The 18,628-nt window shown below is 69.7% G+C and carries 19 protein-coding genes and 1 pseudogene; 5 read left to right on the plus strand and 15 right to left on the minus strand.

All coding sequences use genetic code 11. The annotated features are described in order from the left end of the window. Nucleotides 1–163: 163 nt before the first annotated feature. Nucleotides 164–1,179: pseudogene (locus ACIRFH_RS17495) on the plus strand (IS5 family transposase). A 19-nt stretch (nt 1,180–1,198) separates the two neighbouring features. On the opposite strand, the gene ACIRFH_RS17500 reads toward ACIRFH_RS17495, so the two are convergent. The 10 genes from ACIRFH_RS17500 to ACIRFH_RS17545 all read right to left on the minus strand — a co-directional run bounded on the left by ACIRFH_RS17500 (nt 1,199) and on the right by ACIRFH_RS17545 (nt 9,171). After that, nucleotides 1,199–2,233: a glycosyltransferase gene (locus ACIRFH_RS17500; protein ID WP_403521436.1), complete on the minus strand. Its 1,035-nt coding sequence runs from the start codon at nt 2,231–2,233 to the stop codon at nt 1,199–1,201. A 7-nt stretch (nt 2,234–2,240) separates the two neighbouring features. Next, entirely contained in the window at nt 2,241–2,855 is a 615-nt protein-coding gene (locus ACIRFH_RS17505) for a hypothetical protein (protein WP_403521438.1), read from the minus strand. Continuing rightward, complete coding sequence (locus tag ACIRFH_RS17510; RefSeq protein WP_403521440.1) at nt 2,852–3,730, minus strand: PIG-L deacetylase family protein; 879 nt, start codon at nt 3,728–3,730, stop codon at nt 2,852–2,854. Before ACIRFH_RS17510 ends, ACIRFH_RS17505 begins: the two co-directional genes overlap by 4 nt. Nucleotides 3,731–3,744: 14 nt before the next feature. After that, entirely contained in the window at nt 3,745–4,476 is a 732-nt protein-coding gene (locus tag ACIRFH_RS17515; protein WP_403521442.1) for a glycosyltransferase, read from the minus strand. Beyond that, the gene (locus ACIRFH_RS17520) at nt 4,473–5,354 is read right to left on the minus strand and encodes a phosphotransferase family protein (RefSeq protein ID WP_403521444.1); all 882 of its coding nucleotides are present in this window, start codon (nt 5,352–5,354) and stop codon (nt 4,473–4,475) included. Before ACIRFH_RS17520 ends, ACIRFH_RS17515 begins: the two co-directional genes overlap by 4 nt. After that, on the minus strand, nt 5,351–6,238 hold the full coding sequence (locus ACIRFH_RS17525; RefSeq protein WP_403521446.1) for a glycosyltransferase family 8 protein: 888 nt from the start codon (nt 6,236–6,238) through the stop codon (nt 5,351–5,353). The genes ACIRFH_RS17520 and ACIRFH_RS17525 overlap by 4 nt, the downstream gene beginning before the upstream one ends. Before the next feature lie 126 nt (nt 6,239–6,364). Next, on the minus strand, nt 6,365–6,571 hold the full coding sequence (locus ACIRFH_RS17530; RefSeq protein WP_019983969.1) for a hypothetical protein: 207 nt from the start codon (nt 6,569–6,571) through the stop codon (nt 6,365–6,367). Beyond that, nucleotides 6,568–7,011 (minus strand): hypothetical protein, encoded by a 444-nt coding sequence (locus tag ACIRFH_RS17535; protein ID WP_403521448.1) that lies wholly within the window; start codon nt 7,009–7,011, stop codon nt 6,568–6,570. The genes ACIRFH_RS17530 and ACIRFH_RS17535 overlap by 4 nt, the downstream gene beginning before the upstream one ends. A gap of 188 nt (nt 7,012–7,199) precedes the next feature. Then, nucleotides 7,200–8,402 (minus strand): helix-turn-helix domain-containing protein, encoded by a 1,203-nt coding sequence (locus ACIRFH_RS17540; protein ID WP_403521450.1) that lies wholly within the window; start codon nt 8,400–8,402, stop codon nt 7,200–7,202. A 100-nt stretch (nt 8,403–8,502) separates the two neighbouring features. Continuing rightward, nucleotides 8,503–9,171 carry an HAD-IA family hydrolase gene (locus tag ACIRFH_RS17545; protein ID WP_403521452.1) on the minus strand — a complete coding sequence of 223 codons (669 nt, stop codon included), beginning with the start codon at nt 9,169–9,171 and terminating at the stop codon, nt 8,503–8,505. Nucleotides 9,172–9,459: 288 nt separating this feature from the next. Here ACIRFH_RS17545 and ACIRFH_RS17550 point away from each other — a divergent pair, with 288 nt between their 5' ends. After that, on the plus strand, nt 9,460–10,149 hold the full coding sequence (locus ACIRFH_RS17550) for a YdcF family protein (RefSeq protein WP_403521454.1): 690 nt from the start codon (nt 9,460–9,462) through the stop codon (nt 10,147–10,149). On the opposite strand, the gene ACIRFH_RS17555 is transcribed toward ACIRFH_RS17550, so the two are convergent. The 4 genes from ACIRFH_RS17555 to ACIRFH_RS17570 all read right to left on the minus strand — a co-directional run bounded on the left by ACIRFH_RS17555 (nt 10,139) and on the right by ACIRFH_RS17570 (nt 14,937). After that, nucleotides 10,139–11,908: a relaxase/mobilization nuclease domain-containing protein gene (locus tag ACIRFH_RS17555; protein WP_403521456.1), complete on the minus strand. Its 1,770-nt coding sequence runs from the start codon at nt 11,906–11,908 to the stop codon at nt 10,139–10,141. The two genes, ACIRFH_RS17550 and ACIRFH_RS17555, sit on opposite strands and share 11 nt — an antisense overlap. A 58-nt stretch (nt 11,909–11,966) precedes the next feature. Next, nucleotides 11,967–12,362, minus strand: coding sequence for a plasmid mobilization protein (locus tag ACIRFH_RS17560; protein WP_403521458.1), 396 nt, complete (start codon nt 12,360–12,362; stop codon nt 11,967–11,969). A gap of 974 nt (nt 12,363–13,336) precedes the next feature. After that, on the minus strand, nt 13,337–14,032 hold the full coding sequence (locus tag ACIRFH_RS17565; RefSeq protein ID WP_403521692.1) for an ATP-binding protein: 696 nt from the start codon (nt 14,030–14,032) through the stop codon (nt 13,337–13,339). Next, the gene (locus tag ACIRFH_RS17570) at nt 14,029–14,937 is read right to left on the minus strand and encodes a hypothetical protein (RefSeq protein WP_403521460.1); all 909 of its coding nucleotides are present in this window, start codon (nt 14,935–14,937) and stop codon (nt 14,029–14,031) included. Before ACIRFH_RS17570 ends, ACIRFH_RS17565 begins: the two co-directional genes overlap by 4 nt. A 501-nt stretch (nt 14,938–15,438) precedes the next feature. Here ACIRFH_RS17570 and ACIRFH_RS17575 point away from each other — a divergent pair. From ACIRFH_RS17575 to ACIRFH_RS17585, 3 genes are all read left to right on the plus strand, one after another. Continuing rightward, nucleotides 15,439–15,696, plus strand: a complete 258-nt coding sequence (locus tag ACIRFH_RS17575) for a helix-turn-helix domain-containing protein (RefSeq protein WP_387880084.1) — start codon at nt 15,439–15,441, stop codon at nt 15,694–15,696. A 70-nt stretch (nt 15,697–15,766) separates the two neighbouring features. Further along, nucleotides 15,767–16,144 carry a helix-turn-helix domain-containing protein gene (locus tag ACIRFH_RS17580; RefSeq protein ID WP_403521694.1) on the plus strand — a complete coding sequence of 126 codons (378 nt, stop codon included), beginning with the start codon at nt 15,767–15,769 and terminating at the stop codon, nt 16,142–16,144. Between the two features lie 39 nt (nt 16,145–16,183). Further along, nucleotides 16,184–17,704, plus strand: coding sequence for a LacI family DNA-binding transcriptional regulator (locus ACIRFH_RS17585; protein ID WP_403521462.1), 1,521 nt, complete (start codon nt 16,184–16,186; stop codon nt 17,702–17,704). A gap of 326 nt (nt 17,705–18,030) precedes the next feature. Here ACIRFH_RS17585 and ACIRFH_RS17590 read toward each other — a convergent pair whose 3' ends face one another. Beyond that, nucleotides 18,031–18,537, minus strand: coding sequence for a hypothetical protein (locus ACIRFH_RS17590; protein ID WP_403521464.1), 507 nt, complete (start codon nt 18,535–18,537; stop codon nt 18,031–18,033). Nucleotides 18,538–18,628: the final 91 nt, after the last annotated feature.

Genomic DNA, 18,628 nt, shown 5'->3' on the forward strand with positions numbered 1-18,628 from the left:
CTCCCCGGCCCATTCCCCCATCACCACACCAAAGAGTCTGGCCCTGCCGCTCACGCGGCAGGGCCAGAACCCCAAGATCTTCATGAGTCTTCTAGGGGCTGTTTGAAGTTTGGATCTTTTCGAGGCTCGGTGATCGGTCGGTCCGGGCTGGTAGTACTCGCATGTGGCGCGTTTCGATGTGACGGATGCTGAGTGGGAGTTGATCGAGGGATGTCTGCCGGTGGCGGCGACGGGTCCGCTGCCTCGGCGGGTGCGGGACCAGTTCAACGGCGTGCTGTGGAGGTTTCGCACCGGCAGTGGCTGGCGTGATGTCCCGGAGCGCTACGGCCCCTGGTCCACGGTGTACTCGCGGTTCAGAGCCTGGTCGAAGGCCGGGGTGTTCCAGGCGCTGATGGACGGTCTGATCGCCGAGGCTGCTGCGCGCGGGCAGGTCGGGCTGGAACTGGTCAGTGTGGACTCCACGGTCGTGCGGGCCCATCACGAATCGGCAGGTCTGGCGGTCGCCGGGGAGACCCTGGACGCTCTCGAACAGGCACTGACCGAGGAAAAGGGGGTTCCGCTGCCGGAACAGGGACCGGTCCTGCGGGTGATGCGCCGCCGCCGGTACCCGGCGCGGGCGACTCGCAGGAGGACCGGGAGCGGTCCGCGGCACGGCGCCGTCGCCGGGCACGGGCGAAGGCGGCCGGGCTCGGCAGGTCCAGAGGCGGGCTGAGCAGCAAGGTCCACGCAGCGGTCGACGCGGCGGGACTGCCGCTGGTGCTCGTGGTGACCCCGGGCCAGGCGGCGGACTGCCCGCAGTTCCAGGTGGTGCTCGGCCGGGTACGCGTCGCAGGACCCAGGGGCCGCCCGCGCACCCGTCCCGGGGCGGTGGCCGCCGACAAGGCCTACTCGTCCAAGGCCAACCGCGCCTACCTGCGCAGACGCGGCATCACCGCAGTGATCCCGGAAAAGGACGACCAGGCTGCCAATCGCCGGAAGAAGGGCTCGGCCGGCGGCCGGCCACCAGCCTTCGACGCGCACCGCTACAAGCAGCGCAATACTGTGGAGCGCTGCTTCCAGAAGATCAAGACCTGGCGCGGGCTCGCCACCCGCTACGACAAGTCACCCGAGAGCTACGAGGCAGGACTTCACCTCCGGGGATCGCTCATGTGGCTGAAGCACCTCACCTCAACCGCATGATCCGAACCCCAAACACCCCCTAGATCCCGAGGCGTTCGAGGTCCGGCAGACGGGGGCGGGTGAAGGCGGTCGCACGTTGCCGGGCCTGTTCGCCCAGGGTGTGGTGGTCGGCGGTGCGGATGGTCTCCGCCCACCCTTCCGCGCCGGCCGCGGTGGGAAGAACGATGCCTGCGTTGCCTATGGCTTCGGGGATGCCGCCCCGGTCGGTGCCGATGCTCGGGGTCCCGTGCAGTGCGGCTTCGATGATCACGCGGGGGAAGGCGTCCTCCACCGTGGACGGCACGAGCAGGAGGCGGTGGCTGCGGTAGAGGGGGCTCATGTCGTAGACCCGCGGCACCCAGGTGACGTTGGGGTAGCCGGCGAACTCCTCCGCGGTGTTCCACCAGCCTTCCACCAGGGTGAAGCGCTGTTCGGGCATGCGGCGGATGAGCTGGTGCAGCAGCTCGGAGCCTTTCGCCGGGATGGGATTGACCATGAGCACGGCCCTGGTCCGCTCGCTGCGGTGTTGCTCCGGCTTCGGTGGGGTGAAGGACGGATACAGGACGGACAGCCGGGTGCCATCGGTCCGGGGCGCCCGTCGGATGACGAACTCGGACACGGCCAGTCCATGGTGCGGACGACCGTCGAGGACGCCCAGTCCCGTCCTGGACACCGAGTGCAGGATGCCTGCGACGAGAGAGGTGGGCCGGGCTCGGGCGGCAATGTCGGCCGCACCTTCCTGGGAAGTGAACACCACGTCCGGCCGCACGTGGGACAGCACGTTCCGCAGGGCTGACGTGATCCGCTGCTGCGGTACTGCTATGCAGTCCACTCCATTCCACCTGTAGCGCAGATCCTCCTCGGTCTCCTCGTACTCGGTGTCGTTTGCGCCGAGGTAGGTCCGCATCTGGATGACCTGTGTGGACTGGTCCCAGGGTGCTTGGTGGGAGCCGAGGTAGACGGTGTGCCATCCGGCTGCCGCGAGTTCCTCGGCGAGGAGTTGCTGGGTGATCTCCGCACCGCCGATGAGGAACGGAGGCGGGGTACGCCGCCAGGCGAAGAGGGCTGTGGGCATCGGTCGGTCACCTGGTCCAGTACGTGACGAGGGCCTCCACCGCGTGCGCGACCGCGTCCGGGCCGGTGTCGGCGGGGATGACGGTCACCTCCCGTGACACGGGCGGCTGCGCCGCGGAGACGAAATAGTCCCGCGCGTGTGCCAGGAACGTCGGCTCGTGGAGGAAGTACCCGGACTCGGCCGCCGTGTGCCCGGCCGCCTTGCGGCGCAGGGCCAGCTCCTCGGTCGGCACGTCCAGGTAGAGGGTGTGGTGGGGGCGCAGGAACGGCAGCTCCTGGAGGCGGTCGCGCAGGCGGTGGTGGACGTCGTAGCCGAACAGGGCGTCGAGCGCGTGGGCGTGGGCCAGGAGGGTGTCCACCGAGCGGTCCAGGAGTACGACGGGCTTGGCGCTGACAAGCGCCCGGCGCACGCGAGTGCCTTCGATGGCCATGAACGTCTCGAACGCGGCGATCTGTTCGGCGGCGGACGCGGTCAGGACGGGCGGGATGTCGGTGCGACGGGCGATGTGCTGGACGTAGCAGTCCGAGACGAAGGCCCGCTTCTCGATGCCGCGCGTGCGCAGGTGGTGAATCGCGGTGGACTTGCCGGCGTACGAGGGCCCTTCGAGCGCGATGATCTTCACGGCGACTCCGTCCGGTAGAAGCGCTCGGCAAAGGCTCCCGTGCGGCTCAGGAGGCCGTCCGCTGTCGTCCACGCGTACCGGATCGGCCGGTACATCTTGCGGACCGGGTGCATCTGCGAGCCGTGCATGTGCAGCACCGTGACCTTGTCGAGCACGACGTCGGTGATGTCGGTCGGCTCGGCTACCAGGGCGTGGCCAGCGCGTGCTCGGAAGAGGTGTTGGTCGCAGCCGGCCAGGGCGTAGGTGGGCCAGAAGGCGAGGTCTTCCCAGAACCAGCGGCATCCGAGTCGTACTGCTGCCCTGTGTACGAGGAGGTGGTCGGGGTGGCGGGTAACGGCGGCCGGGGCAAGGAGTTCGGCGTCGGGATGGGCTTCGGCGATCTCTCGGAGCTCGTCCGTGATCCGGTCCAGGCGTTGTGGATCGAAGGGTCGGTACGGGGGTGCTGCGTCCTGGTGGCCGAGGGCGATCCGATCGGCGACGAAGGCAGCCAGCGCGGCAGCGCCTTCTCGGCTGCGCAGGTCGGATACGGCGGCTTCGGTGACGTAAGTGTTTTCCAGGGCCGGGTGGACGCTGGTGGAGCGGGTGAACACCGTGGCCACGGTGAGTGGCCGGAGATGGGCCAGGAAGGTGCCGGAGGCGGACAGGGCGAAGTCGTCGTGGTGGGGTTCGATGGCGAGCACCGGGCGGCCGGCTGGGCACCGTTTCTCGATGAAGTAGAGATCTCCGCTGTGTGGGGCCCTGAGTGCGATCACCCGGTGGTCGTGAGCCCGGTGGCGCTCGGCCAAGTGCTTGGTCCACCGCTGGTGGGCGTGCATGAGGTCGTCGGGGAAGGTGTAGATCCCTTCCGCGTCCGGCACGGGCAGCGTCATGGTCATGGTGGGCTCCGGGATCATCGGACGGTGCTCTGGTACCAGTGGCGCCACATGCGAGCGGAGCTGAGCCGCAACCGTGCGGTGACGGGGTTCTGCCACCACAGCATCCGGAGGCTGGACCACTGGTCGTAGCGGCGGGTGGAGGGGCGTACGCGCAGCTCGTCGAGGATCACGACCGGGGCGTTCACGCTGCGGCCGTGGGTTGCCAGGCGGTGGAAGAACTCCACGTCCTCGCTCATGAACAGGTCGTCGCGGTATCCGCCGATCTCCTGGAAGGCGACCGCGGTGGCGAACTGGGCGACGCCTTGGGCGCCGCCGCGCGTGTCTCGGTGGTGGTCCCAGTACGCGCAGAGCAGCCGTGCGCCGAGCCGCTTGGGGGTGTACAGGGGCGGGATGGCGCCACCGACAGCGCCGCCGTCCATGGCGGTGGCCGCGGCAGTGATCGCCTCCATGGGCAGGGCGACGTCGGCGTCCGTGAAGAACAGCCTGCGACCGTGGGCGGCAGCCGCTCCGGTGTTGCGGACCCGGCCGATGTTGCGGACGGTCTCGCTGATCACTCGGACGCCGAAGGAGGCAGCCATGTCGGTGGTGGCGTCGGTGGAGGCGTTGTCCACCACGATCACCTCTCCTCGCTCGCCGCTCGTCTCCTGCCACCGTTCGAGGGAGGCGAGGACAGTGGGGAGGTAACGGGGCAGGTATGCCGCTTCATTGTGGGCTGGAATGACCACCGTCAGTCCAGTGCTGGTCATCGGGGAGTCCCTTCCCTTCGGGGCGTACGGAAGAGGTGCGGTGTCTGGCGGGCCAGGTCGTCCAGGCGGCCCGACCACAGGGAGCGGCTCGAACCAGGCGAGGCGTGGACCCAGCAGCGGACGGTGTGGAGGACCACCCAGGCCGACAGCCGTGAATCGTCCAGGGGATGCCGGTAGGCGCCGATCAGCGTGCGCCGGTCCCACGGCGTGTGCGCCGCGGTCATGACGAGGGCGTGAGCGACGTCCGCCTCCCGTCGGCCCGGCGCGGCATCCGTGAAGTCGACCAGGTAGCGCCTGCCGCGCGGGTCGGAGAGTACGACGTTGTCGAAGTGGATGTCGCCGTGGCACCACACGCTGGGTGCCCGGTCCGGTGTGCCGGCGATGATGGCGAGGGCGGGGCCGATCCGGCTCAGCAGCTCGGGTGGGCAACGGCTCACCAGGGAGGAGACCGAGTCGAAGAACGGGCGGCGCGGCACCACGTGCTCGACCGGTGCCCCGTGCAGACGCCCGAGGAGGCAGCCGAGGTCCCGGAGAGCCTGGGCATGCGGAATGTGGCCGGACCGCACGAAGGCCCCCAGCGTCTGCCCACCGAGGTCACGGGTGATGAGCGCGGTGGCCCCCTCTCCGGAGATCACACCGCTGCCGAGCACCTGCGGGACCGGTACAACGAAGCCAGCAGCGCGGATGGCGGTGGCCTCGGTCAGCGCGTTGCGGCGGGCGGTGTGGTCGTACAGCTTCACGATCACGCTCCGACCGTCACGGAGGCCCGCCCGGAACACCGCCGTCCGGGAGCCCGACGACAGGCGCTCCGCGGTCCGGGCGGGCGCCCCGAGGAGAACGCTGCACGCATGCGAGACCACGGCGGGCGGCGTGGTCATCGAAGCCCCGCCGGCTCGGGATGGGCGGCGCCCAGCGCGCGGACATGCCGAAGGGTCCGCTTCAGCAGAGCGCGGTACTCCAGTACGTCGGCCGTACCCGGGCAGTCTGCCTGCCATGGCTTCTCCGGGCCCACGAAGTGGACGAGACGGGCGGCCGGGTCGGGCCGCAGAGGGCGGCTGACGACGCGACGTACCCAATCGCCACGTTCGAGATACCGACCCACCTCGAACCGGTTGTACGCGGCGCCGACCGGCCGCACGCGGCCGGTGCGGAGGAACCACAGGTTCAGGGCGTCCTGGTCGTTGTGGAGGATGTGCCGGCGGTGTCTGGCCAGGGCCTGCTCGATGCCACGGTGGACGCGCGGCAGATCACCGGTGTGAGTCCACAGAAGACCGGCGTTGTAGTAAGGGCGGTTTCTCAGATGCGGCCAGCGGTCCACGACGCCCGGCAGGGCGGGGCATCCGCCGACGGACGGGTTGAACTCGTCGCGTACGGCACCTACCTCGCCCGGGCGAAGAGCATGGAGCGGGGTGGTCAGGTCACCGCGGACCAGGACGTCGGCGTCCACGTAGACCAGGTAGGGGCGGCGGACGAAGGCGGGCGTGAACTCGAACCGCAGATACGTGGTGACGGTGATGTACGAGGTGTCCGCCATCCGCGCGGAGCGCAGTGGGGAACGGCGGGCCAGGGCGAATGAGCCGAAGCCGACTCGCTTGGCGAGGTGAGCCAGCAGCAGTGCCTGGGGTGGTCCGAGGTCGAAGCTGAGTAAGCGCACCGCCGCGGCCTTGCGGGCGCGAGGGCTGAGGCTGTCGGCCAGCGAGGCGATCGTGGCGAGGCCGGGGGTGAGGTAGTGCCGGTCGATGCAGATGCCGAATGCGTACACGGCGGGTCCACCTTCCGGGCGTGTCTGGGGGAGTGTTCTGGCGATGAGTGGTGAGTCGTGGGCGCGCATGCGATGTTGCTGGCCCGGTGGTGCCGGCTCCGCCATGGGCCTCATGGCGGCAGGGCATCAAGCGGTGCTCTCTCGGTGCACGCGTTCCTCGCGCGTCTCGATGACGTGGAGGCTGTCGGGCTCGTCCGTCTCCCACTGATTCGTCGTGCCGCCCGACACCGGACGCAGGACCCACACAGCACCCTGCTTGATGTCGGTGACGATGGCGTGGCGTCCGCCGGTGTCCTCGACCAGATCACCGACTCCTGCCCGTGCCCGGGTCACGAGGCGGCTCCCGGAGCGAGGTCTTGCCACAGCCACCAGCCCGAGGAGGCTTCGAGCAGAACGCGCCGGCGTTCCTGCCGTCCGGCGGTCTGGCGGGGTGGCGGGGACGTCGCCTCGGCGAGGAAACCGCCTCGGTCACGGATGAGCACACCGAGCGCGGCGAACTGCGCGGCATCGTCCGCGAGGTGGGAGATTCCGGCGACGATGATGCCGCGGACCAGGCCGGAGGACAGCGTGCTCGTGACAGCCGCCCAAGCCGGGCGGAGGTCCAACGGCACACATGGGTTGTCGTCGGACCAGGCGCCGGCCACGTGCCAGTGCCGGGCGTCGGCGTAGCGGCGTGCGCGGTGTTCGGCCTCGCGGACAGCGGCCGACTCGAACGCGCAGGAGTAGATGGCGACCGGCACGTGTCCGATGCCGCCGGGTGAGTATTTCGGCATGCGATCAGCGTGCTGCCCGCCCTGTCCGTGGGACAGGCACGGTCCATGGCGGTGCCAGGAACTCGTGACTCGATGGCCTGACACGACCCGTGTTGCTGCGCTCTCGTCCTCCAGCAGAAGTGCAACGGGACGTGACAGTCGGACTGGTGGCGGCCGTGGGAGCTGCTACGGCACGTGGCGGTGGCCGGTCAGCGTACGGCGAGGGGCACACCAGCCGCGCGGGCGAGCCCGCGGAGCCGCGCGACGGACACACCGGCGAGGCGGGAGATGATCACTCCGGGCAGCATCTGGTGCCGCACCCAGGCTGGCGCCATGCCACAAACCCTTTCCAGGGTGTCGGCAGCCTGGTCCCATCGGCGGCACTCCACGTGCGTCAAGGCGACGTCGAGACCGTACCGGGCCCGAGTGGCGAGGGGCACCGTGTCGTCCAGCCGGACCGTGTCCATGAGTCGCAGCGCACCGCCGGTGTCGCCGAGGGCGACGGCGATGCTCATGGCCTGCGTGCCGGCGTACAGAGGCCCGAACGGCTGGGCATGTCGGCCACGGGCATGTTCCACACCTAGGCGGGCGCCGACCGCGTGGGCCTGGGAGAGGTACTCCCGGGCGGTGTCCGGCGAGGAGCCACCCCGGGACGCGGCCACAGCCGCGTTCGTGACGAGCTGCCCGTACACCGACAACCGGTCCGGGTCGTGCTCGGACATCTTCGGCTCGATCCGGTCGGCCTGAGCCGCGGCGAGGGCGAAACCCTGTGCGGTCCGCCCGTCGCGGAGATTCACCCACGCCGTGGTGGCGGCCAGGTGGGCATCTCGCAGGTCGTCACCGGCCTGCACGGCGATCTGCCGGCCATAGGTGAGCGCCGCGTAGGCCAGGTCCCGTGAACCCCACACGTTCGCGGCCATCCCGGCGGTCTGGAAGACATCGGCCAGGACGCCGGCCGCGGCCTCCCGCTCGTCGGCGTCCGCCATGTCGTACCGGGCGCGAGCTTCGGGGAGCAAGGCACCGAGCAACGCGCCGAGTTCGGTGTAGCGCCCCGCCCAGTAGGCGGCGTCAGCGCGCCGGACGACATCACGGAGCTCTTCGACGGTGCCCGGCTCGGTGTCGGTGGGGATGCCGATGGCGGCATCGTGTGTGGCAGCGGACAGCGCCCGCAATGCCGCACGCTCGTCGCGGTCCATGGAGCGACGGGGTGCCTGCTGGCCGAGGAGCACGGCGATGTCGGTGCCGAGGGCGGAGGCGATGGACAGAAGCGACGGCAAGGAAGCGGTGCCACCCCGTTCCAACTTCCGTACGACGCCCACGGAGACGTTGGCTGCTTCCGCCAACCGCTCCTGGGTCATGCCCCCGCGCAGCGTCTTGAGCCGTTCAGCGGTGCTGTACTCGGACCATTGCATGCCAGCAGCTCCTCCCCGTTCGGCCAGGCACGGACCGTACCCACTGCTTTACGACCAGCAACAGCCACAGGCACGAGGGCAGTGGCGAGTTGGCTGGAAGTCACCGCTGGACGGAGAGCGCGGCGCTCACACCGAGCAGCCCTTCCAGTTCAGCCACTGTGGACGCTTCGTCCGTCGCGAGGACGGTGGTGATGCCCAGGGCCTCCGCCGGTGGGAGGTTCCGAGGGTGGTCGTCAACGAACACGCACGCCCGTCCAGGAAGCCCGAGGTGTTCCAGCGTCAGCTCGTAGATGGCAGGGTCGGGCTTCGCCATGCCGACCTGCTCGGAAATGACGTGCACGTCGAAGAGGTCCCAAACGCCGGCGTCCTCGTACGGGTTGAAGGGGTCCATGCCGAAGCTGTTCGACAAGAGAGCGAGACGGTATCCCGCATCCTTGGCGGCACGCGCGAGCGCGGCCATACGCCGCGCCGCGGGCACTGCGGACCAGGCCCGACCCATCAGGTTCTCCGGTGCGACATGGTCACCGAGAAGGGCCGCAGTGCGCTTGTTCCACTCCTCCTGGTCGATTTCGCCGACCTCCAGCGCCGCGTACAGCCGCCGGCCTTCAGGGTCATCGTTGAGCGTGGCACGCCACGCTTCCGGGCGAAGCCCCTCAGACTCGCACCAGGCTCGGTGCACGGACCGCGGATCGGCGGTCAACACCCCGGCGAAGTCGAGGATGAGCCCCTGCTTGACTGGCTGATCCGTGGCACCCATGGGTCGCGGCATGCTGGTTGCTTCCTCTCCCTTGCCCTTACAAAAAGCTACCGCGCACCGACGGAGTGGATACCTGCAAGCCTTGCGCTTCGTCCGGTGCCTGTCACTCTCCCCAGCGCTGTACTGCACTGCCTACGAATACGCGTCCCGAGGCATGGCGTTTGCGGTCCGCACCTTCGGTACCTGGGTGTCCCGGGATGATGGGCTCGCCGTCCTCGTTCAGGCGGCGCGGGTGACTTGGCGCTACGGGCTGGGCCACCATCTGCGCAACTTCGAGGGCATCCGGAAATGTCGGCAGGGATGAGCCAGGGAGTGCCAGTGCCGCAGCACGAGGAGCGCCAGATCACCGACGAGCAGTTCCACGACGCGACGCTGATCTGGAACTACCACCAGATGGGCCACGAACAGCGGCCCTGCTCGGCGGCGATCGGCTTGGGAAGCCACGATCTCGGAGTGGCGACCACGGCCGCCGATCTCTACCGCGTCGGCCTGTTCCCGGTCCTGGTCTTCAGCGGCGGCAACAGCCCCACGACCCGTGCCCGCTTCCCACGCGGCGAAGCCGTCCACTACCGCGAGCACGCGCTGAACCTGGGCGTGCCGGACGAGGTGATCCTGGTCGAGCCGAAGGCCGCGAACACCGGGCAGAACATCACCTTCTCGCGGGAGCTGCTGGCCGAGGCCGGCATCGCGGTCGAGTCGCTGCTGCTGATCTCCAAGCCGTACATGGAGCGGCGTTCGTACGCCACCTGCCGCGCGCTCTGGCCCGAGGTGGAGGTCGTGTGCGCTTCCGAGCCGCTGGAGCTGGACGACTACATCAAGTCCATCGGTGACGAGAAGCTGGTCGTGGACATGCTCGTAGGCGATCTGCAGCGGGTGATCGAGTACCCGAAGCTCGGCTTCGCCGTCGAGCAGGAGGTACCGGGGGATGTGTGTGACGCCTATGAGCGCCTCCTCGGCGCCGGCTTCGTCAGCCGTCTCATCAGCGCCTGAACTGCTGGGTGCCGGTTTGGTGGGCGGGCGCTGCGCGATCCACCAGCCGAACCCGTTCCCCTGGCTGGCCACGCAGCACCGCTGGGTTGGCCGGGCGTCCCGCCGTGTGGCTGCCAGCGTCCGCGTGGCTGCTGTCGGCGGCGGGTAGGCCGGCGGTGCGGCGCAGACGCCACACCAGTACGTCGCTGACGGACTGCGCCGTGTCGAGTTCCCGTCGTTCTGCGGCGCTGGTCAGGAGGGCTGCGGGGTCGTGGCCGGCGGCCTCGGCGTCGGTGATGGTGGCGGCGAGCGCGTACCAGCCGGGTTCGCTGAGGATCTGCTCGGCCAGCTCCGGCACGGCTTTGCGCAGCATGGCCGTGTGCCGTTGGAGGAGTGGTCGGCTCAGGCGCCGGCCGCGCTGGTAGAGGGCGCCGAGGGGTTGGGCAGCGGCGGCCTGGTATGCGGCGTGCAGGTGTTCGGCCGCCTGGCGGGTGGCGGCTGCCTGTTGGGCGTGGCCCTTCTTCGCGTGCCAGTGGGTGGCGGCGGTGACGAGGAAGAACAGCATGTCGATCACCATGGCGGTGGTCGCTCCGTCCTCCCCGCGGCCGAGGGCCGGTCCGCTGCGGACGAGGTCGCGGGCGGCTTGCCGTAGTGCCTGGTCATTCCCGTGCTGCGAGCGGATGTGGGAGCGTGTGGCGCGCTCGAACGCGAAGGCGGCTTCGCGTAGTTCGCGCCGGGTGTGGGCGGCTGAGGTGGCCGCGAGAGCGTCCAGGACCTCGCCCGCGGCAGCGATATGCGCGGCCACCGTCGCCTCTTCGTCGTGATCGATGACCAGGATCGTCTGCCATGCCGTCGTGGCCGCCCGACGTCGTGCTGCCGCCGGGCCACTGAGCGTCGTGTTCGTGGCCGGCTCCGACGGCTTGTCGCTGTGCTGGTCCGTGGTGGGGCCGGGCCAGCGTTTGCGGATGCGGGGCAGGGACAGATCGGGTGCCAGACGCGAGCCGGAGTAGAACACGGGCTCGCCGTCTTTGTTGCGGTCGAAGGGCAGGGCGACCTTGTAGCCGAGGAGATCGCCCGACGGCGCGATGCGCTTGTGGACGATCAGGCCGGCGGCGGCCAGCCGGTCGAAGAACTCCTCCTCGCCGACCGTGCCGGCCACCGCCCGCCGTACGGTCTCGCGTAGTTCCTCCCGGACGGTGCGCTCGCGGCCCTGCCGGTCGGCCTTGTGGCGTTCGGCGCTGGTGGGCCGCTGGGCGGCGGTGCCGTCGCCCTTGTTGAGGCGGCGCAGGCCAAGCTCGACCTCCAGGGTGCGGGCCTGGGCCTGGACGCGGGCGGCGTCTCGGCCGAGGTCGGGCTTGTAGCCGTCCTCGCGGACGAGGGTGGCGACGATGTGGATGTGGTCGTCGGCATGCCGGACGGCCACCCACCGGCAGCCCGCGTCCTGGTCGGGGTCGTCGATGCCGGCGGCGGCGACCATCCGGCGGGCCACCTCGCCCCACTCCTCGTCGGTCAGGAGCCGGTCCTCGGCGGCGTTGCGGACGGACAGGTGCCACACGTGCTTTCGCGGCCGTTCAGCCTGGTCGAGGGCGTCGACGGGCTGGTCCAGGAGCTGCTGGAGCTGCTTGAGGGTGGCGGAGGGGTCGCGGCCGGGGTCGGGTGCGTTGTGGTCCCAGGAGGCGACCAGGTGCGGGTCGTCGTGTTCTTCGTGCTTGCCGGGACCGTACAGGTAGGCCAGGAGGCCGATGGTGCGCTGCCCGCGCTTCTGTATCCGGGGGATCATCTGCTGTCCGAGGTCGTTGCTTGGGGTGGTGGGGGCGGGGCGTCGTCCGGGTGCCGGGTCAGCGCTGTTCCAGCAGCCGGTCGGTGGCTGCCTGTACGCGGCTCACGGCGCGCTGGACCGCCGCGACGACCGTGTCGAGTTCGGCGGGGTGAGCACCGGTGTTGAGGGCGCGGGCGATCTGGTTGAGGTTGTTGCCGACCTGCCCGAGGTGCCGGCGCGCGGCGAACAGTTCGGTGACCAGCTCACGGTGGCCGGCGATGGCGGCGGCGGTGCTGTCGAGGTCCTGGGCGGCGGCGAGGCCGCTGCGGGCGAGGAAGGCGGGCAGGCTCATACGGGTCGCGCGAGCGGCGGCGGCGAGCTGGGTCTTCTCGTCATCGTTCAGGCGGACGCTGCATACGTAGTCGCGCTTGTGCGCGGTCGGTTTCGGCGAGCGCTTACGCGAGGTCTTCTTCATAGCGCGGGGCTTGCGCGGTGACGGCTTCTCCTCCGGCTGCGATCCGCCCTCGGTCGCTGCCTGACGGTCCAGCGCCTCCTGGTGCCGGCCCGCTCCCGCCACCCCCGGGGCGGGCTCCGGCCAGGACGCCTTCCCCGGCGGGGAAGAGTGTCTTGGCCGATAACTTGCTCCGCCTGGGGCCAGGGTGGTGGCGTCCCGACGGGGGCTGGGGGGCGATTCGTGGTTTGCCTGGTGCACGGAAGTCTCTCTCGGCCAGCTGAGGCATGGCCTGTCGTGTGGTGTTGTGTGACTCGCGGGGAGGGAGGGCCCGGACGGCTGGGAGGTGGGGGTGGGGCTGTTCTCGGACCGAGCCGAGAGTGGGACCGGTCCCCACTACTTCTGGGCGCTGACGTGCGGGGACCGGGCATGGGTCATCGGCGGATGCCGGTCCCGGAAGTGCGGGGACCGGCGGCCGCGGTCCCCGCATCCGATTAGCCCGTTGGGTCCCGGTCCCCGGGTTCGGTCCCGGTCCCCGGTCCCCTGGGATCGGTCCCCGGCCCCCGTCCACGGTCCCCTGGGGTTGGTCGCGGTCCCCGGTCTCCGTCCCGACGCTGACGTCGGTCCCGTCGCACTCCACTTTTCATGCAGACATAGGCCGCGTGACCTGCTGCTTCGCCGGGACCGGTCCCCGGGACCGATGGGTGCGCTGGGGACCGGTCCCCGGTCCCCGATCGAATTCCGGTCCCCGGTCCCCAAATTCGGTCCCCGGTCCCCAGGTGCGGTCCCCGAGTCGGGCCTCGGTCCCCGACGGGTTGTCGTTGCGTTGGTCCCCGGATGGTCCCCACAGCTTGGGGACCGGTCCCTGCCCTCGGTCCCCGCCTCCTCGGTCCCCGGAGTCGGTCATGTGCCCCCGCGTTCGGTCCCGGCACCACTGCGGTCCCCGGATGAAAGCCCCTTGGAAGTCCGCCCCCCGTGGCCGGCGGGCCGCTGCCGGTTCAGGTGGGCCGGTGGCGTCGTCGGTCGGGGCCGTCGAGGATGACGCGTTCGGTCATCTCGGCGAGGCGGGAGGCGACGCGGTCGCCGAGGGTGGTGCGGAGTTCGGCGGTGGGGAGGTTGGTGGTGATGAGGGTGGGGAGCATGTGCTCGTACCGGTGGTTGATGAGCCGGTAGGTCAGTTCCTCGGTCCATTCGCTGGTCCTGGCCGCGCCGAGGTCGTCCAGGAGCAGCAGCGGGCTGCGTGCCAGGGTCTGCAGGTCGCGTTCGGTGTCGTGGCCGGCGCGGGGGCGCAGGCGGGCGTGGAGGTCGGCGGTGGTGGTGGCTTCCCAGCGCAGGCGGACCCCGCGGGCGAGGAGGGTGCGGATGGCGCCGTACGCCTGGTGGGTCTTGCCGGTGCCGGTGGGGCCGGCGATCAGCAGCGACGGGCCTTCGGCGATACCGGGTCCGCCGGGGCCGGGGCGTCCGGCTCGGGCGATCTCGTCGGCCCAGGCGGTGATCTGCGGGTGGCCGGCCAAGGCGCGGCGGTAGCGGGCGGGGATGCGGGCGTCGGTCAGTTCCAGGGCGGTGACCGGCTCGGCCGGGGATTCCCCGGCAGTCGCTGCGGCGGGGTCGATGCCCCGCCTGGCCAGGATGCCGTTGAGGCGGGCGGCGATGGGGCCGACCTGCTGGGATTCGCGGGTGAGGGTGGCGGTCAGAGCTGGTCTCCATAGGCGGCGGCGACATCGGCGGGGTTCGTCCACGACCTGTGGACAACCTGCCTGGCGGGGGTGGCGTTCATGGCCTCGTGCACGAGGCTCGGCAAGGTGCGGGGGTGCAGGCCCTTGGCGCGGTGCAGCGCGAGGCCGGCCCGGACGTGTGCGGGGTCGATCCCCTCGTCGAGCAGCTTGCGTACCTCGCGACCGAGATGGTCCAGGACGTCCTTGGGCGGGCGGTGGGTGCAGGCGGCGGCGTATTGGGCGATGAGGTGCTTGGCCGAGACGGTGTCGGGCGCGGGGGCGCTTGCGCCCCCCGAAGGGGTACTTCCTAGGTCCATGTTCCTAGGTCCTAGATCCGGACCCTGAGGACTCACTGACTGCTCCGTGAGCGGGTCGTGAGCCTTCACGGAAGGCTTCGTGGAACCGTTCTGACCTGCGCTTTCGCTGTCGTCTCCGGTATTCACGGCCGTCTCCTGCTGCTGGCGGGAGCCCTCACGGAGGGTTCCGTGAGGTAGCGGTGCGGCCTCGGTGAGGCCGGCTCGTGCGGCGCCGCCGACGGTGTCGTGGTGGGGGCATGCGGGGAGCCGGCTCTTGCTGGGCCGGTTGATCTTCTGGTGCTGGTGCCAGGTGACGACGTGCAGGTAGCGCTTGTCGTCCGGGCCGGTGTAGCGGCAGATGAGGCCGGCGTCGGCGAGCTGGGCGAGGTCCTTCTCGACGTCGGCGGGGGTGTGTTCGGGGCGCAGGACCCACAGCTGCCCGGCGATGATCGCGGCGTGGTCGCGGTGGCGGCCCTGGTCGTCGGCCTGGGTGAGCAGACCGAAGAAGGTGCGCTCGGCGGTCAGGGAGACGGCGGCCAGGGACTCGGAGACGAAGGCTTCGGGCTTGATGGTGCGGATTCGTGCCAAGAGCGGGGCGGTCCTCACTCGGTGGCCAGGGGGCGGGCACCCATGGCTCACCGTCGACGGGGGCGGTGGGGGCGTCAGGAGTGGGGGAGTTGCCGACCGGCTGCCGCGCGGCTCGCTGAGCCGACCACGGCTTTTCCGGGGCTGTCGTCAACATAGCCACACCCAGTGCGGACAAGTCCAGCCCCAAACGGCCAGATCTCTGACGGCAGAAAGGCGGTCGGAAAACAGGTCGGAGAGGGCGGTGGGAAAACGGTAGGGCACGATCGGCCGCTGACCAAATAGTTGCCCCGAAACCCGAGCCAGAAGGATCACATCGGCAAACCGTTGACGTCTGCGGGCGGCGAAGCTACAACACAACACCCCACGTCAGACACGCTGTCGACGGTGCTCGACACGCGGGCTGACGAGAGGGACGTACCCCCGCGTGCCGTGTGCGCGGGGCGCAACATAGCCGACGATCGCCGGTTAACCAAACCGGCGAGTGCACGCTACAACGGAGCCATGGCAGCACGTTCACTGGAAATCGGCCCAGCCGGAATAAGGGCCGCCCGGAACATCGAAATTCTCCGCACCGAGCGCGGGCTCCCGCAGCGGGAGCTTGCCGCTCGTGTCACCGCTCTCGGCCGGCCGATGTCCAACACGATGCTGTCCCGCATCGAACGCGCCCAGCGCCGCTGCGACATCGACGATCTCGCCGCGATAGCCGAAGCCCTGCACGTCTCCCCACTCGCTCTGCTGCAGGACTCAAACAGCACCTGAGGCCACCTCGCAGCAAGGACGACCGAGCATCCCCCCCCGTAAGGACACACCCTTCTTGCCTCCACTCTCGATCCCCCCTGCCCTCGTGGGCCTTCCACACCGAACAGAAGGCGAAGCTGCCCAGCCCCGCCTCTACCGTCCCGAAGAGATCGCCGAGACGCTCGGCTGCTCGGCTTGGTGGGTCAAGGACCGGGCGCGTCGGCGCTTGATACCGCACACACGAGTCGGCCGCGCCTACCGCTTCACCGCCGAACACCTTGCCGAGATCATCCGAATGCACGAGGAACCAGCCCCCCTGCGACACGACCGGCCATCAACGCAGACCCCTCCGTACAGCCCGGTCGGTAGGTCGGCACCTGCCACTTCACGGGCAGGGCTTACCACCTCGCCCGCCCCACGTCTTCGGGCCCGACCGCCCCGCAGGTCCCAGTACGGCACTGCCGTCTGACAACACCCGGTACACCACAGATAGGAGGTAACCCGAGGCGTGGGCTACGCCGAGAAGCGCGGCAGCTACTGGCGCGGCAGATACAAGATCAGCAAGGGCGAGTACGGCACGGTCGCCGACCCGACGGGCACGGTGATCAAGTTCGCGACCAAGAGGGAGGCCAAACAGGCCGCGGACGAGGAAGAGGCCAAGGTTCGGCGCGGCACCTGGCGCGACCCGTCGGCCGGCCAGGAGACATTCGGGGAGTACGCCAACCGTTGGTACGAGGCCCAGGATCTGGCCGCTTCGACCATGCAGAACTACCGGCGTCACATCGAGCAGCATCTGCTCCCCGTATTCGCGGACAAGGCCCTCGCCGGCATCCTCCGCTCGGATGTCGACACCTGGGAGAAACAGGAGAAGGCCGCGTACGCGGCATCCAGCGTCAAGACGTGGCGCTCGACGCTCCACCTCATCCTGGAAGACGCCGTGGATGAGGGCCTCATCGCCTCCAACCCCGCCGCAAAGCGGCGCGGGCGTGGCAAACGCGCCGGCCGCTCGCGCGACCGTGGCCCCGAAAAGGTCATCACCGATCCGCTGGGCCTGCTGCTCATCGCAGAGCGGGCGGCGCTGCTGTCCGGCCGTGACGACGAGTTCGTCGCAGTCGTCCTCAAGGGCTACACAGGGATGCGGTGGGGCGAGATCGTCGGACTGGAGACCCGGTACGCCCGGCCTGGAGCCATACGCGTGGAGCATCAGTTGTACGAGCTGGACTCGGGCGAACTGGTCCGTTGCCCGCCCAAGGACGACAGCTACCGCACCATCGACGCGATGGACTGGCTGTCGGCCCTGGTCGCCGACCACATCGCCCGTACGAAGCCCACACCGTGTCTGTGCCACGGCAAGCGGTACGTCTTCCGCGGGCAGGGCACCGCCCGCACCGGAGGGCACCAGGGTGCCAAGCTCGTTGATGTGGCCCGCCGCTCGGGAGTCTCCACCGGCACGGTCTCCAACGTCCTGAACCACCCGGAGCGCGTCAGGGAAGACACCCGTACACGAGTGGAACTCGCCATCGCGGAGCTGAACTTCGTGCGCGGAGGCGCACCGACAGAGAATGCCGCGCACTGGCGTCGCAACGGCTTCGCCACGTGGCTGTTCACGCCGGCCACCTCCGGCTGGTACCCGAAGAAGGCGCCCCAGGAGGCCCGTCTCGTGCCGCTGCTCGGTGTCCCGTGGCCAGGTGTGCCGGTCCGTGGCCGCAACGCCCAGGACCGTGCCGACTCCTGCTGGACCCCGATCGCCAGGGGCCTCACCCCCCACGGCCTGCGCCACTCGCACCGCACGCACATGGAGGACCTCGGAACGGAGAAGGTCCTCATGGACGAGCGCATGGGCCACATCGACGGCTCAGTGTCGGCGCGCTACGCCCACGTCACCCCCGGCATGCGCCGCCGCCTCATGGCCGGCCTGACCCAGCAGTGGGAGGCGTCGCTCGACGCCCGCCGGAAGATGCATCCGAGGTCGCCGGTCGCTGTCCTGGACCGGCTCCTGCGAGCGCGCGACGTCGTGACTGTCGCATGATGGGGAGGCAGCGGGGCGTAGTTTCTCCCGAGGTAGGCCGATTCCTCGCTGCTCGTCGGACGGTGACTAAGCCCCTGTCACCCTTTGCGATTAGGCCCTCAAGCTCTTGAGTACCCCACGTTGAGCTTCACCGCACGAGGCATAGGACTGGCCGTTGTTCCTGAACGTCGATGAGCGGAAAGGCATCTCCGGTCACGGCCGATGGGTCAGAGATCGGCAGAGGCCACTCTGTGGCTCGACCTTGGCTCGATGCGTACGCCATTTCTCCTTCCTTGTAAATGGCCGGGGTCGTAGTTTCAGTCAACGGAATCGACTCGCGGACGCTCTTAGAGGTGTCGGCGCATCATCGCGATGCAGGTGGCTCGCGCGGCGATTGATCGGTCCCGCGGATATGGCATTCCGAGGTTCATCCCGCTGTCGGTGGTGATGGGGGGTTGCTGCCAGGCGAGACTCATCTGCGCGCCAGCCTCCGCTCGGGCCGTGGCAACGAGGTCTGAGTAGGGTCCCGCAACGGCCGACGCCTCGATCTGGAGCCACGCTTGATGGAAGGCCATCCGGGCTAGCAGCCCGCTGACCTCGTCCGTGAGCCGTTGCCTCACGGAGGAGGAGGACTCGGGACGGCGCCGTATGCGGTACGGCATCTCCAGATACTCCTCGACCGTGGTCAGCGCTTCTGCGAACGTCTTGGCCCGGCGTTCTCTGCGTACGGCCCGTTGGTTGAAGGTGTACGTGAGGTAGGCGCCTAAGAGTGCAATGCACGGGACGATCAGAGCGGCCGTCTGGGCCCAGGTCCAGCCGCTGTCCGTCGTCTGTGCCGCCGTGATGACCTGCACACGTTGCTCCCCTGCATGCCGTGAGGGGCGTCCTCCACCACCCACTGGCCACCTTGCTCACCGCCGGTGAGGCGCCAGTAGTGTTCGAGGA

It is taken from the genome of Streptomyces sp. NPDC093586 (assembly GCF_044764905.1).
Classification (GTDB): domain Bacteria; phylum Actinomycetota; class Actinomycetes; order Streptomycetales; family Streptomycetaceae; genus Streptomyces.

Coding starts and splice junctions, on each gene's coding strand:
- ACIRFH_RS17555 (WP_403521456.1), bottom strand. CDS start 11,908: ATGATCCCCCGGATACAGAAGCGCGGGCAGCGCACCATCGGCCTCCTG.
- ACIRFH_RS17540 (WP_403521450.1), bottom strand. CDS start 8,402: ATGCAATGGTCCGAGTACAGCACCGCTGAACGGCTCAAGACGCTGCGC.
- ACIRFH_RS17520 (WP_403521444.1), bottom strand. CDS start 5,354: ATGACCACGCCGCCCGCCGTGGTCTCGCATGCGTGCAGCGTTCTCCTC.
- ACIRFH_RS17515 (WP_403521442.1), bottom strand. CDS start 4,476: ATGACCAGCACTGGACTGACGGTGGTCATTCCAGCCCACAATGAAGCG.
- ACIRFH_RS17500 (WP_403521436.1), bottom strand. CDS start 2,233: ATGCCCACAGCCCTCTTCGCCTGGCGGCGTACCCCGCCTCCGTTCCTC.
- ACIRFH_RS17550 (WP_403521454.1), top strand. CDS start 9,460: ATGAGCCAGGGAGTGCCAGTGCCGCAGCACGAGGAGCGCCAGATCACC.
- ACIRFH_RS17575 (WP_387880084.1), top strand. CDS start 15,439: ATGGCAGCACGTTCACTGGAAATCGGCCCAGCCGGAATAAGGGCCGCC.
- ACIRFH_RS17560 (WP_403521458.1), bottom strand. CDS start 12,362: ATGAAGAAGACCTCGCGTAAGCGCTCGCCGAAACCGACCGCGCACAAG.
- ACIRFH_RS17510 (WP_403521440.1), bottom strand. CDS start 3,730: ATGACCATGACGCTGCCCGTGCCGGACGCGGAAGGGATCTACACCTTC.
- ACIRFH_RS17535 (WP_403521448.1), bottom strand. CDS start 7,011: ATGCCGAAATACTCACCCGGCGGCATCGGACACGTGCCGGTCGCCATC.
- ACIRFH_RS17545 (WP_403521452.1), bottom strand. CDS start 9,171: ATGCCGCGACCCATGGGTGCCACGGATCAGCCAGTCAAGCAGGGGCTC.